Origin of the sequence: Aquabacterium sp. (assembly GCF_004297345.1) — a bacterium.
Classification (GTDB): domain Bacteria; phylum Pseudomonadota; class Gammaproteobacteria; order Burkholderiales; family Burkholderiaceae_C; genus Aquabacterium.
In genome coordinates, this window is the sequence record NZ_SCTN01000516.1 from 1 (window position 1) to 15256 (window position 15256).

The 15256-nt window shown below is 62.2% G+C and carries 12 protein-coding genes; 5 read left to right on the top strand and 7 right to left on the bottom strand.

Translation table 11 applies throughout. From position 1 onward, the window contains the following. Positions 1-39: 39 nt before the first annotated feature. On the bottom strand, positions 40-696 hold the full coding sequence (locus EPO09_RS20070) for an energy-coupling factor ABC transporter permease (protein ID WP_290645991.1): 657 nt from the start codon (positions 694-696) through the stop codon (positions 40-42). Between the two features lie 37 nt (positions 697-733). Then, complete coding sequence (gene queF, locus EPO09_RS20075) at positions 734-1186, bottom strand: preQ(1) synthase (RefSeq protein WP_290646013.1); 453 nt, start codon at positions 1184-1186, stop codon at positions 734-736. A 243-nt stretch (positions 1187-1429) separates the two neighbouring features. Between queF and smc the strand changes: the two genes are divergently transcribed. From smc to def, 4 genes are read left to right on the top strand one after another with little or no spacing between them, the layout of a single operon-like run. Beyond that, positions 1430-4945: a chromosome segregation protein SMC gene (gene smc, locus EPO09_RS20080; RefSeq protein WP_290645993.1), complete on the top strand. Its 3516-nt coding sequence runs from the start codon at positions 1430-1432 to the stop codon at positions 4943-4945. A gap of 13 nt (positions 4946-4958) precedes the next feature. Beyond that, on the top strand, positions 4959-6038 hold the full coding sequence (locus tag EPO09_RS20085) for a cell division protein FtsZ (RefSeq protein WP_290645995.1): 1080 nt from the start codon (positions 4959-4961) through the stop codon (positions 6036-6038). 13 nt (positions 6039-6051) lie between these two features. Beyond that, positions 6052-8214 carry an NAD-dependent DNA ligase LigA gene (ligA, locus tag EPO09_RS20090; protein ID WP_290645997.1) on the top strand — a complete coding sequence of 721 codons (2163 nt, stop codon included), beginning with the start codon at positions 6052-6054 and terminating at the stop codon, positions 8212-8214. A gap of 12 nt (positions 8215-8226) precedes the next feature. After that, positions 8227-8763 carry a peptide deformylase gene (gene def / locus EPO09_RS20095; RefSeq protein WP_290645999.1) on the top strand — a complete coding sequence of 179 codons (537 nt, stop codon included), beginning with the start codon at positions 8227-8229 and terminating at the stop codon, positions 8761-8763. Positions 8764-8799: 36 nt separating this feature from the next. Here def and EPO09_RS20100 read toward each other — a convergent pair whose 3' ends face one another. Together EPO09_RS20100 and EPO09_RS20105 are read right to left on the bottom strand one after the other, a co-directional pair. Further along, positions 8800-9198, bottom strand: a complete 399-nt coding sequence (locus tag EPO09_RS20100) for a DUF2237 domain-containing protein (protein WP_290646001.1) — start codon at positions 9196-9198, stop codon at positions 8800-8802. A gap of 30 nt (positions 9199-9228) precedes the next feature. Next, on the bottom strand, positions 9229-9660 hold the full coding sequence (locus EPO09_RS20105) for an NfeD family protein (RefSeq protein ID WP_290646003.1): 432 nt from the start codon (positions 9658-9660) through the stop codon (positions 9229-9231). A gap of 191 nt (positions 9661-9851) precedes the next feature. On the opposite strand from EPO09_RS20105, the gene EPO09_RS20110 reads away from it, so the two are divergent. Beyond that, on the top strand, positions 9852-12116 hold the full coding sequence (locus tag EPO09_RS20110) for an arginine/lysine/ornithine decarboxylase (protein ID WP_290646005.1): 2265 nt from the start codon (positions 9852-9854) through the stop codon (positions 12114-12116). Positions 12117-12141: 25 nt separating this feature from the next. Here EPO09_RS20110 and EPO09_RS20115 read toward each other — a convergent pair whose 3' ends face one another. From EPO09_RS20115 to EPO09_RS20125, 3 genes are all read right to left on the bottom strand, one after another. Next, positions 12142-13809 (bottom strand): response regulator, encoded by a 1668-nt coding sequence (locus EPO09_RS20115; protein ID WP_290646007.1) that lies wholly within the window; start codon positions 13807-13809, stop codon positions 12142-12144. 116 nt (positions 13810-13925) lie between these two features. Next, a complete protein-coding gene (locus EPO09_RS20120) occupies positions 13926-14546 on the bottom strand; it encodes a sensor histidine kinase KdpD (RefSeq protein WP_290646009.1) in 621 nt (206 codons plus the stop codon). 18 nt (positions 14547-14564) lie between these two features. Then, the coding region (locus EPO09_RS20125) for a hypothetical protein (protein WP_290646011.1) at positions 14565-15256 on the bottom strand (692 nt) is incomplete at its 5' end.

Here is a 15256-nt window from a genome sequence, read left to right on the forward strand (position 1 = left end):
TGGCGGCCCCAGATAGCCCCAGATGGCCGGGGGGACGGGTCATTTCGTGTGTCCGGATGCCCCTGGCAGGTAGCGCTCGTCGGAGTAGGTCAGCATCCATTCGGGCCGGAACGCCACGAAAATCGCCGTGAGCATGCCTGTGCTGATGGCCTCGCCCCAGCCCAGCAGCCAGTTGGCCAGCATCCATTCTTCTGTGGCGATGGTGTCGGGCTTGTGCTGGGCGAAAAGCGCCAGGTAGCCGGTCAGGGTGACCGACAGTGCCGTGACCACAAATCCTCGCCCCAGGATGTAGACAAACAGGTGTTTGGGCATCCAGCGCCTCACGGCCAGACCCAAAAACAAGGCCAGAGTGGCCGGGATGACGCCCAGCCAGACAATGTGCGTGACCAGCGCGTCAGGATCGGGCCATGTGCGCGCCTGGATGAGTTCGGCGGCCAGGGCAATCGGCAGCAGGCTCCACATCGCAAGTGGCCACCCGAACATCAGCACCAACAGGCAGGCGCCGCTGACGTGCAGGGGCAGGCCATTGGGCAGCAGGTGCTGGGTCCACCATACGCAGGGCAGCAGCACCATCGCGCCCATCCAGGGGCTTTGCAGCGGCGCGTGCCGCAGTGGCAGCCAGGGCTTGAAGGGCAGGGCGGCGCCCAGGGCCGTCAGCAAAACGGCCCAGTCCAGCCAATCGGGCAGGGGGCCCATCACGTGGCCTGGGTGGCTCGCCAGTCAGCGGGCTTGATCAGCCCAGCAGACCGGTTTCGGCGTTGTGCTGAGGCAGATCGACCTTGGGCGCGGGCTTCCAGCCCTTCTTGCGGTGCTCGACGACCACATTGGTGTAGATGCCGCCGCGCACGTACCACTTGGCGGTGATGCGCACGAAGCGTGGGTCGATGGCTTTGACGATGTCCGTGAGGATGTCGTTGGTGACTTTTTCGTGGAAGGCGCCGTCATTGCGGTAGCTCCACATGTACATCTTCAGGCTCTTGAGTTCGATGCACAGCTTGTCAGCGATGCAGTCGATCGTGAAGTGCGCGAAATCAGGCTGGCCGGTCAGTGGGCAAAAGCAGGTGAACTCGGGCACCTGGAACTGGATGACGTAGTCGCGCTGAGGGGCTGGGTTGGGGAACACGTCCAGATGGCGCGACGGCGCGGAAGGCGGCGTGGCCGGCTTGGCGCGGGCGCCCACCTTCAAGTCGGCTTGGGCAGCGGCCTTCTTGGCTGGCGCCTTGGTCTTGGCGTTGGACTTGACTTCAGCGGCGCTGGTGGCGGGGGCTTTCTTGGCCATGGCGGACTACTTATCGTTAAAGGGGGAATCGGCAAAAGTGCAATGCTATCATCTTTGGTTGATTCTGACCTGTCTGTGAATAGGTTTTGTCAAACAAATCAATGACTTAGCGGGTTTTTCGGAGGCGCGAGTCCCGGGCCGACATCAAGCATGCGACTGAATTCGATCAAGCTGTCTGGCTTCAAGTCATTCGCTGAACCAACGCACTTCCACCTGCCAGGGCAACTGGTCGGGGTGGTGGGCCCCAATGGTTGCGGTAAATCCAACATCATGGACGCCGTCCGTTGGGTGCTGGGCGAGTCCAAAGCGTCCGAGTTGCGTGGCGAATCCATGCAGGACGTGATCTTCAACGGCTCGGGCAACCGCAAGCCGGCCAGCCGTTCCAGCGTGGAACTGGTGTTCAGCAATGAACTGGGCCGCGCAGGTGGCCAGTGGAACCAGTTTTCCGAAATCGCGGTCAAGCGTGTGCTGACCCGCGACGGCAACTCCAGCTACTTCATCAACAACCAGCCTGTGCGCCGTCGCGACGTGCAGGATGTGTTCCTGGGCACGGGCCTGGGCCCGCGCGCCTACGCCATCATTGGTCAGGGCACGATCAGCCGCATCATCGAATCCAAGCCGGAAGAGATGCGCCTGTTCCTGGAAGAAGCCGCTGGCGTGTCCAAGTACAAGGAGCGCCGCCGCGAGACCGAGAACCGCCTCAAAGACACGCGCGAGAACCTGACTCGCGTCGAAGACATCCTGCGCGAGCTGAACAACAACCTCGACAAGCTGGAAAAGCAGGCCGAAGTGGCCACGCGCTATCACGGCCTGCAGGAGCAGGGCACGCTCAAGCTGCATCAACTGTGGTTCCTCAAGCACCGCGATGCGGCCACGGAAGAGACGCGCATCAAGCAAGCGGCACTCGAAGCCACCAATGCGCTCGAAGCCCGCATGGCCGAGTTGCGTGCGGTTGAAGCCGAGCTGGAACATGTGCGCCAGGATCACTACGCCGCCAGCGACGAACTGCATACCGCGCAAGGCGTGCTGGCTGAAGCCAACCTGGAAGTCAGCCGCCTGGAAGAGCGCATCCGCTATGTGGTGGAAGGTCGCCAGCGCGTGGAACAACGCCTGGCCGAGCTGAAAGGCCAGAACGACCAGTGGGCCGAGCGCCGCGCTGCGGCCGAGTTCGAACTGGAAGAGCTGGCCGAGAAGATGCTGACCGCTGAAGAGCAGGCCGAAATCATGTCTGCCCAGGCTGAAGAGCTGGCTGGCAACATCCCCGGTTTTGAAGATGCCGTGCGTGCGTCCACCACACGAGCCAACGAGCAGCGCGGTGTGGCAGGGCAGGTGCAGCAACAGATCCAGTTGTTGGCCGCTGAATCTCGCAACATCGATGACCAGTCTCGCCAGTTGAACCTGCGCCGCGAGCGCCTGGCCACCGAGCGCCAAGGCCTGGCTGCCACGGACGATGCCCGCCTGATCGACATGCGCCGGCAGTTGGAGATCGGCCAGGAAGAGCTGGCCGTGTTCGAAGCGCAACTGGGCGAACTGACCGAATCCGTGCCTTTGCTGGATGAGGCTCGCAAGGCCGCGCAGGCCGACAGCAACGCACAAGCTGCCAAGCAAGCCGAGTTGTCTGCTCGCCTGGATGCCTTGCGCACCTTGCAAGAGAAGGTGCAAACCGAAGGCAAGCTCAAGCCCTGGTTGGCCAAGCACGGGCTGGAAAGCCTGCAAGGCCTGTGGACCCGTGTTCACATCGACACCGGCTGGGAAAACGCGCTGGAATCGGCGCTGCGCGAGCGCCTGTCCGCGCTGGAAGTGGGCCGTGTGGAAACGGTGCGCGCGTTCGAGAACGATGCGCCACCCGCCAAGCTGGCCTTCTACAGCCTGCCTCAAGGTGGCATCCAAAACACGCACCACACGCTGCCGCGTTTGTCGGACCTGTTGCGCCTGAATGATCAAGGTCTCAAAGCCCTGATGAACGATTGGCTGGAAGGTGTTTACACGGCCAGCAATCTGGAAGAGGCGCTGGCCAACCGCAGCAAGCTCACGCACGGCGAGGTCATCATGACCCAGGCTGGCCACATGGTCAGCCAGTTCGCTGTGAGCTTCTACGCGCCTGATTCCGAACAGGCTGGGATGCTTGCTCGTGCCCAGGAAATCGAGAACCTGGAAAAGCAGCTTCGTGCGCAATCGCTGATCGCCGAAGATGCCCGCTCCAGCCTGATCCGCGCTGAAGCGGCTTATACCGATGCAGCTCAACGCCTGGCCACGGCTCGCCGTGATACCAGCGAGATCCAGCAACGCACACACCAGTTGCAAGTGGAAGTGCTGCGCCTGACACAGCAGGCCGAGCAGACCAACACACGCCGTGGCCAGATCGAAGAAGAACTGGCCGAGATCGACGCGCAACTGGGTGACTTGCAGGAGCGCCGCGCCACAGGCGAAGCCCGCTTTGAAGAGCTGGACCTGAGCCTGGCAGACGCGCAAGAAAAACACGCGCAACTGGAAGAGGCTGTGATTGAAGCCGAGCGCAAGCTCAACCAGGCGCGCGAGCAAGCACGTGCCCTGGAACGCCAGGCGCAAGAAGCGCAATTCAGCGCCCGCTCCATGGCCGCGCGCCGGGGCGAGTTGCAACGCGGCATCGAAACCGCTGCCCAGCAGATTCAGACCAACGAGGCCTCGGCGGCGCAACTGCATGAAGAGCACGCGCGCTTGAGCGAATCGACCTCGCAGACAGGGCTGGATGATGCGCTGGCCGTCAAGCTCGAGAAAGAGGGCCTGCTGCTGCTGACGCGCAATCGCTACGAGGATCTGTCAGCGCAACTGCGCCGCGCTGATGAACAGCGCATGACGTTTGAGCGCAGCTTGCAGCCCTTGCGTGACGAGATCACCAAGCTGCAACTGGAACTGCAGGCCGCCACACTGGGTGGCGCACAGTTCCTGGAGCAACTGACGGCGGCGGAGGTCAATCTCGAAGTCCTGGCCGAAGTGATCGAGCGCGATGGCGTGAAGCTCTATGGCCTGCAAACCGAGATCGACCGCATCCAGCGTGAGATCAACGCCCTGGGCGCGGTCAACCTGGCCGCGCTGGATGAATTGACAGCCGCCCGCGAGCGCAAAGGCTTCCTGGATTCACAGATGGCCGACCTGATGGACGCCATCGGCACCCTGGAAGACGCCATCCACAAAATCGACCTGGAAACACGCGATCTGCTGGGGGCCACCTTCAATACCGTCAACGAGCACTTTGGCCGCATGTTCCCCAACCTGTTCGGGGGCGGCACGGCCAAGCTGGTCATGACGGGCGACGAAATCCTGGACGCTGGCGTGCAGGTCATGGCCCAACCACCTGGCAAGAAAAACAGCACGATTCACCTGCTGTCCGGTGGCGAAAAGGCCCTGACCGCGATCGCGCTGGTGTTCGCCATCTTCCAACTCAACCCCGCCCCTTTCTGCCTGCTAGACGAAGTGGACGCGCCGCTGGACGACGCCAACACCGAGCGCTACGCCCGACTGGTCAAGAGCATGTCCAGTGGCACGCAGTTCCTGTTCATCTCTCACAACAAGATTGCGATGGAGATGGCCGAGCAACTGATTGGCGTGACCATGCAGGAACAGGGCGTGTCCCGCATCGTGGCGGTCGACATGGAAGCGGCGCTGGGCATGGCCCACGCCGCCTGAGGAAACAACTTCAATGAGCAGCAATTCCCTGACTTTGTATCTGGCCATTCTGGGTGGCGGCGTATTGGCCGCTGTGGTCGCGCACGGCGCCTGGACAGCCCGCAAGGCCGCCGCGCGTCAACCCAAGCGCGCCACACTGGAGCCGATGGATGGATCCGCTCACACATCGGGCGCGGCATCCCATTCGGATCTGGACAACATCCCCACGCAACCCATGGACGAGCGCCCAGGCGGCGCTGGCAAACCCAGCCTGCCACCCGTCAAGCGAACCGGCCCCAGGCTGGATGCGCTGGTTGATGCCATCGCCACCATCACGATCGATTCGCCCATGAGCGGTGATCACCTCCTGCTGCACGTGCCCACCACGCGCCGTGCCGGCAGCAAGCCGATGCTGATCGAAGGCCTGCGCACCGATTGCGGCGAATGGGAGCAGCCCCAGGCCGGCGTGATCTACAGCGAGTTGCAAGCCGGCGTGCTGCTGGCCAACCGTACTGGCGGCCTGAACGAAATCGAATACTCCGAGTTCGTGCAGAAGATCCAGGCCATGGCCGATGCGCTGGGCGCTTCGCCTGAGTTCCCGGACATGCTGGACGTGGTCGCGCGCGCCAAAGAGCTGGATGCCTTCGCCGGTGCCCACGATGCCCAACTGGCCTTGCGCCTGCACGCACGTGGCAGCGCCTGGTCCTTGGGCTATGTGACCCAGCAGGCCTCGCGCCATGGCTTCTTGCCTGGCGCTTTGCCAGGGCGTTTGGTGTTGCCATCGCATGAGGAGGGCGCACCGCCCATCCTGACCCTGCATTTCGACGCGCAAGCCGCTTTTGCCGAAGACCAGGAGCAAGCCACCTTGCGCGAACTGGTGTTGGCGTTCGACGTGCCTCAAACAGCGGTGGATCAACAGCCCTTCAAGGCCTGGTGCGCGGCGGGTGAAGCCCTGTCCATGTCCATGGATGCGGTCATGGCTGACGATCAAGGCCACCCCTTCACCACAGCCGCGTTCGCAGCCATTGAAGGCGAACTGGGCAAGCTCTACGAAGCCCTGGCCGCGCGTGATCTGGCTGCTGGTGCTGCCTCTACGCGCCGACTGTTCAGCTGAAGCGGAGCCCGGCATGAGCCAGACAGACATGTTCGGCGAGCCTGCTCAGCAGGCCTCGCCAGCGCAAGCGTCGCCAACCCAGCAAGCGGCTGAGCTGCGCACGCAACTGCATCACCACGCGCACCAGTACTACGTGCTGGACGCGCCCCAGATTCCCGATGCCGAGTACGACCGGCTGTTTCAGGCCCTGCAGGCGCTGGAAGAGGCTCATCCTGAACTGCGCACGGATGATTCGCCCACGCAGCGGGTGCTGGGCAAGGTGTTGGATGGCTTCTCTCCCGTTCGGCATGCCGTCCCGATGCTGTCCATCCGCACCGAGACGGACACCGAGGCCACGGGCGCACAAGCTTTCGATGCACGTGTGCGCCGTGAACTGGGCCTGACAGAAGACCAGCCTCCCGTTGAGTACGCGGCCGAGTTGAAGTTCGATGGCCTGGCCATCAACCTGCGCTACGAAGCGGGCGTGCTGGTACAGGCCGCTACGCGCGGGGACGGCGAGCAGGGCGAAGACGTCACCCAGAACATCCGCACGATCGGGCAGATCCCCCTCAAGCTCCAGTGCGCTGAGGCGCCACCTGCCGTGCTGGAGGTGCGTGGTGAGGTCTACATGCGCCGCGATGATTTCGAGGCACTCAATGAGCGCCAACGCGAGCATGGCGACAAGACCTTCGTGAACCCACGCAACGCCGCAGCCGGTGCGGTGCGTCAGCTCGATCCGGCCATTGCCGCCAAGCGGCCATTGAGCTTCTTTGCCTATGGCCTGGGCGAGGTTCAAGGCTGGGCCGTGCCTCCCACGCACAGTGGTTTGCTGGACGCGCTGGGCGAGATGGGGCTGCCCGTTTGTGCCGAACGCACTGTGGCGCAAGGCGCGTCAGGTCCACAAGGCCTCGTGGTCTTCCACCAAGTCATCGGCCAGCGCCGCGATCAGTTGCCCTTTGACATCGACGGCGTGGTCTACAAGGTCAACAGCCGCGAACTGCAAGAGCGCCTGGGCTTCGTGACCCGCGAGCCGCGTTGGGCCGTGGCGCACAAGTACCCGGCGCAGGAGCAACTCACCCAGGTTGAAGGCATCGACATCCAGGTCGGCCGCACCGGCAAACTCACACCTGTGGCTCGCCTCAAGCCGGTATTCGTGGGCGGTGTGACCGTCACCAATGCGACCTTGCACAACCTGTTCGAGTTGCGCCGCAAGCGCGCCAGGGTAGGGGACACCGTCATCGTGCGTCGCGCTGGGGATGTGATCCCCGAGGTCGTTGGCGTGGTGGGTGAGGCCCGTGCCAGCTACGTACCCAACTTCCGCATGCCTGCAAACTGCCCCGTGTGTGGCAGCACGGTGGTACGTGAGCCTCGCGAAGTGAACCATCGGTGCACGGGCGGCCTGTTTTGTGCCGCGCAGCGCAAGCAAGCCTTGCTGCACTTTGCCCAACGCCGCGCCATGGACATCGAAGGCCTGGGCGACAAGCTGGTGGACCAACTGGTGGACAGCGCCCTGGTGCGCACGCTACCTGACTTGTACAAGTTGGGCCTGCTCAAACTGGCTGCACTGGACCGCATGGCGGACAAGAGTGCGCAAAACATCGTCGACGCGCTGGACAAGAGCAAGACCACAACCTTGCCGCGCTTCCTGTTCGGCCTGGGCATTCGGCATGTTGGCGAAGCCACAGCCAAAGACCTCGCTCGTCATTTCGGTCAGATGGGCCGCAAGGATGACGAGCAAAAGACCGGCATCATGAATGCCACGGTGGACCAGCTTCTCGCCGTGCGCGACGTAGGCCCCGTGGTCGCGCAAAGCATTCACACCTTCTTCGCGCAGCCACACAACTGCGAAGTGGTCGAGCAGTTGCGCGCCGCCGGCGTGACCTGGCCCGAGCATGAACCCTCTGCCGAAGCCGATGCCGCCTCGCTGCCTCTTGCGGGCAAAACGCTGGTCCTGACCGGTACCTTGCCCACGCTTTCGCGCGATGAGGCCAAGGCCATGATCGAAGAGGCTGGGGGCAAGGTGACCGGTTCGGTGTCGAAGAAGACGCACTATGTGATCGCAGGCGAAGAAGCCGGCAGCAAGCTGGAGAAGGCGCAAAGCCTGGGCGTGCCGGTGCTCGACGAGTCCGGCCTGCTGGCCCTGCTGGCGCAGAACGCAAGCGGTGCGGTCGAGTCCGCCAACCCCGATCAGCTTTGAAGGACCCCTGCCATGGCCATCCGTGAGATCCTGAAGATGGGCGACCCCAGGCTGCTCAAAGTGGCCCAGCCTGTCAAAACCTTTGGCACCCCTGAATTGCACGCACTGATCCAGGACCTCAAGGACACCATGGCCCACGCGCAAGGCGCTGGGCTGGCTGCTCCTCAGATCGGCGTGGACCTGGCTGTGGTGATTTTCGGCTTTGGCCGCAGCCAGCGCTATCCGGACGCGCCGCCCGTTCCAGAGACGGTCTTGATCAATCCGGTCATCACGGTTCTGTCCGATGATGAAGAGCCCGGCTGGGAAGGCTGCCTGTCCGTGCCCGGCCTGCGAGGTGTGGTGCCGCGATTCGCCAAAATTCGCTACGCGGGATCCGATCAGTTCGGCCAGGCCATCGAGCGCGAGGCCGAAGGCTTTCACGCGCGGGTCGTCCAGCACGAATGCGACCACCTGATTGGCAAGCTTTATCCGATGCGTGTGCGCGATTTCCGGCAGTTCGGGTTCACGTCGGTGCTCTTTCCCGAACTGGACGCAGCCAAGGACGACTGAATCCGTTTTCTGCCAGCGGTCCAGGCCTGAAGGGCCTCAAGCGCTATCCGGCTTCACCGCTTGGTAGGCAAAGGCCTGAAGCACGTCAAGCGGGATGACATCCAGCGCCTTTTCATGGCTGCACTCCAGCACGACAGGAGGCGCCACTCCGGCCTTCCAGGCTTCCAGCCAGCGGGATGCGCACAAGCACCAGCGATCGCCCGGTTTCAGGCCTGCGAAGCGCCACTCCGGGCGGGGCGTGACCAGATCATTGCCCCGACTCATGGCGAAGCTCAGAAACGCTTGCGTCACCCTGGCGCACACCACGTGCTGGCCTTCGTCGTCGCCACGCGTGCGGCAGCAGCCGTCGCGGAAAAAACCGGTCAAGGGGTCGTAGGAGCAAGCGCGCAACGGGCCACCCAGCACATTGCGTCCAGATGTCAGTTCAACGCCCATGGTGCTCGGCTCGCTTCTTGTGAATCGAACTCAGAGCGGTTCGAGCACGAGGTAGCAACTCTCGATGGCGCGAATGCGGTGTGGCCCAGTCTTGGGGACGTGTGGGCCATGATGCCGGGCCATCCAGGCGCTGCCACGGTAGACAACCTGCGCGGTGCCGTCCGGGCCCCAGCCCGCAACGGATACTTCCTCGCCGACATCAAGTTGATCCAGCCCCGTGGTCGTGTAGCCCTCGGTGTCGATGGGGCCACGCTTGAGCAACTGGCGGTGCCAGAACAGCACGCCACCTCCGCCGACAACCGCGGCCACGATGAACTGGACGTCTTGCGACTGGCCAGCAAGGGCGCACAGCGCAGCGGCAGCTGCGCCAATGGCCAGCAGCAGCAAATAAAGCGAACCAGATAACAGTTCGAGGCTGACAAAAAAGGCCGCCACAATCCACCAAAGCGTCGAGTCGCTCATGGGCGCGCACCCCCTTTCGGAGGATAAGTTTACGTCTGAAAGCCGGGGCTTGGCCACGGTCAGGGGGTTTTGAGGGAAAACTTGTCCCCCGGATCAAACAAATAAGGGGTCATAACCCCTACACTGCGCGGACTTTTCGCGGACTTTTCGAATTCCCGCTTCCGTTTCGCATCTCAAAGGTACTGCTGGCCATGCTGCGTTTCCGCTTTCCGATCGTCATCATCGACGAAGACTTCCGTTCCGAGAACACGTCCGGTCTCGGCATCCGTGCCTTGGCCGAGGCCATCGAGAAAGAGGGCTTCGAAATCCTGGGGGTGACCAGCTATGGTGACCTGGCCCAGTTCGCGCAGCAGCAAAGTCGCGCCAGTGCTTTCATCCTGTCGATCGACGACGAGGAGTTCACGCCTGGTCCCGAGTTGGATCCCGCCGTGCTGAACCTGCGCAAGTTCATCGAGCAGATTCGCTTCAAGAACGCCGACATCCCGATCTACCTGTACGGCGAAACGCGCACCTCCGAGCACATCCCCAACGACATCCTGCGCGAGCTGCACGGCTTCATCCACATGTTCGAGGACACGCCGGAGTTCGTGGCGCGTCACATCATCCGTGAAGCCAAGAGCTACCTGGATGGCCTGGCGCCTCCCTTCTTCAAGGCGCTGATGGATTACGCCCAGGACGGTTCCTACTCCTGGCACTGCCCGGGGCACTCCGGTGGCGTGGCCTTCCTGAAGAGCCCGGTTGGCCAGATGTTTCACCAGTTCTATGGCGAGAACATGCTGCGCGCAGACGTCTGTAACGCAGTGGAAGAACTGGGCCAATTACTGGACCATACCGGCCCGGTGTACGAGTCAGAGAAGAACGCGGCCCGCATCTTCAATGCCGACCATTGCTTCTTCGTCACCAACGGCACGTCCACGTCCAACAAGATGGTGTGGCACCACACCGTGGCGCCCGATGACATCGTGGTGGTGGACCGCAACTGCCACAAGTCCATCCTGCACAGCATCATCATGACCGGGGCCATCCCCGTGTTCATGACGCCTACGCGCAATCACTTCGGCATCATCGGCCCGATCCCCAAGAGCGAGTTCGAGCCGGCCACCATCCGCAAGAAGATCGCCGCCAACCCGCTGCTCAAGGGCGTGGACCCGAAGAAGGCCAAGCCGCGCATCATGACGCTCACGCAGAGCACTTATGACGGCGTGCTCTACAACACCGAGGCCATCAAGGCCACGCTGGACGGCTGGATCGACAACCTCCACTTTGACGAAGCCTGGCTGCCGCACGCTGCCTTCCACAAGTTCTATGGCATGTACCACGCCATGGGCAAGGGTCGTGTGCGCCCCAAGGAAGCCGTTGTGTACTCCACGCAGTCCATCCACAAGCTGCTGGCCGGCATCTCTCAGGCCTCGCACGTGCTGGTGCAGGACTCGCAGAACGTCAAGCTGGATCGCAACCTCTTCAATGAGGCCTATCTGATGCACACGTCCACCTCACCACAGTACGCGATCATCGCGTCGTGTGACGTGGCCGCGGCCATGATGGAAGAGCCTGGCGGCACGGCCCTGGTGGAAGAAAGCATCCGCGAAGCGCTGGACTTCCGCCGCGCCATGCGCAAGGTGGACAAGGAATACGGCAAGGACTGGTGGTTCAAGGTCTGGGGCCCGGACAAGATCGCCGCCGACGACATCGGCAAGCCTTCTGACTGGGTGCTCAAGGCCAATGAGAAGTGGCATGGCTTCGGCAACCTGGCCGATGGCTTCAACATGCTGGATCCGATCAAGTCCACCATCATCACGCCCGGCCTGGACGTGTCGGGCAAGTTCGCCAAGACTGGTATCCCTGCGTCCATCGTCACCAAGTACCTGGCCGAGCACGGCGTGGTGGTCGAGAAGACGGGCCTGTACTCCTTCTTCATCATGTTCACGATCGGCATCACCAAGGGCCGCTGGAACACGATGCTGACTGCCTTGCAGCAGTTCAAGGACGACTACGACAAGAACGTGTCGCTGTGGCGCATCCTGCCGGACTTCTGCAAGAAGTACCCCAAGTACGAGCGCATGGGCTTGAAGGATCTGTGCCAGAGCGTGCACGAGGCCTATGCCAAGGGTGACATCGCTCGCCTGACGACCGAGGTGTACCTGTCGGGCCTGGAGCCCGCCATGAAGCCTTCGGACGCCTATGCCTGCATCGCCCGCCGCCAGACCGAGCGCGTGGACATCGACAAGCTGGAAGGCCGCATCACCACAGCCTTGCTGACGCCTTACCCACCCGGCATCCCGCTGTTGATCCCTGGCGAGCGCTTCAACAAGAAGATCGTGGACTTCCTGAAGTTCGCACGTGACTTCAACGCTTCCTTCCCGGGCTTCGCCACGGACGTGCACGGCCTGGTTGCCGAGGAGCTGCCCGGCGGCGGCGTGCGTTACTACGTGGATTGCGTGGCGGCAGAAAAGTAAGCCTGCGTGCAGGCTGCTGGTGGGTTCAACTGCGCAGGTTGAGCCCGCCCGCCTGTCTGCCTGAGTTGGCGCCCAGTTGCACGTGCATGCTGGCACGACAGAACTTGCCTCGCATGTCCTGCACCATCTCGGACAGCATGTCTGCGTCCTTGATCTGGCCACGATAGCGGTTGAGCACCATCACCGCCAAGTCCAGCAGCTTGGCGTTTTGGGTCTTGGCGCCGTGCACCAGCAAGGTCTTGATGCCTGTTGCCGGTGAGCCTTCCTTGGCTTGCTCCATGGCCTTTTCGGCGTGGTCACCGATGGTCTTGTAGACCTCGTGCACCATGTCGTAGTAGGGCTCGTGGCTGGAGACCGACATGGCCAGCAGGTCGGTGGTCGGTTTGGAAATGCAAAAGCGTGACGCCAGTTTCTGCACCCAAAGCTCGGCATCCGGCAGTTCAAGTTCGCTGCTGCGCAGTCTGGTCAGCAGGCCCATCATGTTGCCAGCGGCTTCAAAGTCATAGTCGGGCTTTTCAAAGTCAGCCACCATCTCTTTGATCAGGCGGACGACCTCGGCCACCTGCCTTTGCAGCATCAGTGCCAGCACGTTCACCAGCGTGGTCATGCGACGCAGACGGCCGCTGTTTGGCTGTTTTTCGAACGCATGCTGGAGGTTGCTCAGGCAGCGTTGCACGCCCTTGTAGTCTTTTTGTTCGAACCGGATCTGCGCCAGCATGATCAGGCTCTGGAAGTCGAACATCTTGGACGTGACGCCCAGGCTGGTTGCGCGCTCCAGGCTGCGCGAGGCTTCGTCGTTGCGGCCCAGATAGAAGGCCAGCATGCCCACCTTTTGAAGGCGGCCGATGGATGAGGGCGTGATCTCCGCGGCGTGCTGATAGGTCTCGTAGGCTTCTTCGAACGAGCCTGCCTGCAGTTGCGCCCGGCCCATCACGTCGTAGGCATCAGCAAACGTCGGGTTCTCTGACAGCAGGCTTTCCAAGGTGCGTCTGGCAGGCGCCGCGTGGCCACCTTCAAGTTGCGCGCGTGCGATACCCAGGCGCGCCCAGGGCATGGCTTTGATCTCGTCCAGCGCTTGAAAGAGTTTGCGTGCTTCTTCGTGGCGAGCAAGGCGCAGCAACAACTCGCCGCCAATCCGGGCGGCATAGACCCAGTATTCTTCTCGCTTGGCAAAGCGTTGCAGACACAACTCGGCAGCGATGTCGAATTCTTCGCGCTCAATGGCCTCGAAGATGCTGGCCAGCACCACCTTGCGATGGCGGGCCATGTGCAGGCGTTGTGCCAAGGTATTGGAGGTATGCGGCTTGAGCAGGTAGCTGTCCAACGCTGACTCAGCGGCTTCGGCTACCTTCACATAGGAGGCCTCGCCCGTGACCATCACGAACACGGTGGAGTAGGGCAAAAGCTGAGCACGACGCAGATCGTCCAGCAGATCCGACCCAGTCATGTTGCAGTCGTCGAAGTGGTAGTCGCATAACACCACATCGAAGGTCTGGTGCTCCAGCGCCCGACGTGCGTCGCTGATCTTGCCGGCTTGTACGATGCTTTGCAGGCCCAGATCTGCCAACATGGCGCGCAAGATGCTGCGTGAGGTCTGGTTGGTGTCGATGATCAGCGCACGACAGGTGCTCAGGTCCGTGATGGGGACGCCTGATTGAGACTGCGAACTGGACGTGAGTGTCGGAAAGTTCATGAGTGTCGACTGCAAATGCGGGTCGAACCGGCTCACGGCCTGATCGACGAATAAGCCGACTTTCTCACGTTTGAAGTATTCGCATCCGTGAATAAATGCGCTGCGAACCCGTCAAATCAAGGTAGCCACAACTCGAAACGGGCTCCGCCTTCGGGGCGATTGAGCAAGTCGATGCGCCCGCGGCGTTCGCCACTGCGGTGTGCTTCTGCCACCGCTTTGCAAAGGTCTGTACCTAGCCCTGTCGACGTGACCGAGGGGTCGATGGCACCCAAGCCTGCGCCATCGTCATCGATCACAAGAACGAGGTAGCCGTCTTGCTCGCGCATGCTCAGCGTGACCTGGCTGCGCGCAAAACGGCTGGCGTTATGGAAGGCTGCATCCAGTGCCATGTGAACCAGCCTTTGATCGAAATACCAGAAGGATGGGGTGTGTTCGTCAACAGCCATCACGACTTTGGGTGCATTGGGCAGGCTCAGTCGTCGGATCTGCCCGGCGCGATAGACCAACTCCATGACGTCTTTGGGCGATTCATCCTCGCAATGGGTGTGCATGTCATCTGCGGCGCCATAGACGGTCAGAAACTGCACGAACTGGCGGCGCAATTCGGTGCAGCGCATGTAGGCACTGTGCGCCATGGCGGGGGAAGGATCGTCGATCAACAGTTCCAGTTCGCCCTCCAGAGAGCCAAGCGCATTCTTGAGGTCGTGCGCGATGAGGGCGAAGGAGGATGCTTCCATGATCGGCTCCGTGCTCGGTCAGGCCTGCGCGGGCTGTTTTTCCAGCTCGTGCATGGTTTCACGGAAGTAGCGGCGCATCATGACCACACGGTCGCTGGTGGGCATGAGCTTTTCCAGCCTTGTCAGGTAGAGCTGCACCCGGTCGATCATGTCGTAGTTGTGTGCCTTCTTGAGGCGAAGCGCCATGCAGTTGATCTGAGCTGCTTGCAGCAACACGCCAGTGTTTTCCGGATAGTCGTGGACGGCGCCCTCGATGGCGCGCACAGCCTCGTCGATCTTGCTGTCTCTGAACAGCTTGCGGGCGTCCTTGACGCGGTTCTCCAGCTCGACGGCGCCGGCCTCCACGATCTCGTAGACCTTGTCTTCATGGCCGGTTTCGCGCAGCGTGTTGCTGACCATCTGCTTGATACGCGGGTTTTCGTGGTCTGCGCTCACCGTGCTGCTCAGCAGCTTGAGCCCTTCGTTGACATTGCCGCTCATCAGCTCGGCTTTGGCCAGCGCCACGGAAGCGAAATCAGCCCGGCCTTTGCGCATGGTGGCTCGGGCCTTGGCCAGCAGCTTTTGGGCTTCTTCAGGCTTGCCTGCCTTGGCTTCTGCCTGAGCCTGGATGGCCAGGGCCACGTTGCCAAAGGTTGGGTTGGTCTGATAGGCCGGGCCGGCTTCCTTCAGCAATTTGCCGGCTTCAGCCGACTCGCCCAGGTCCACCAGGG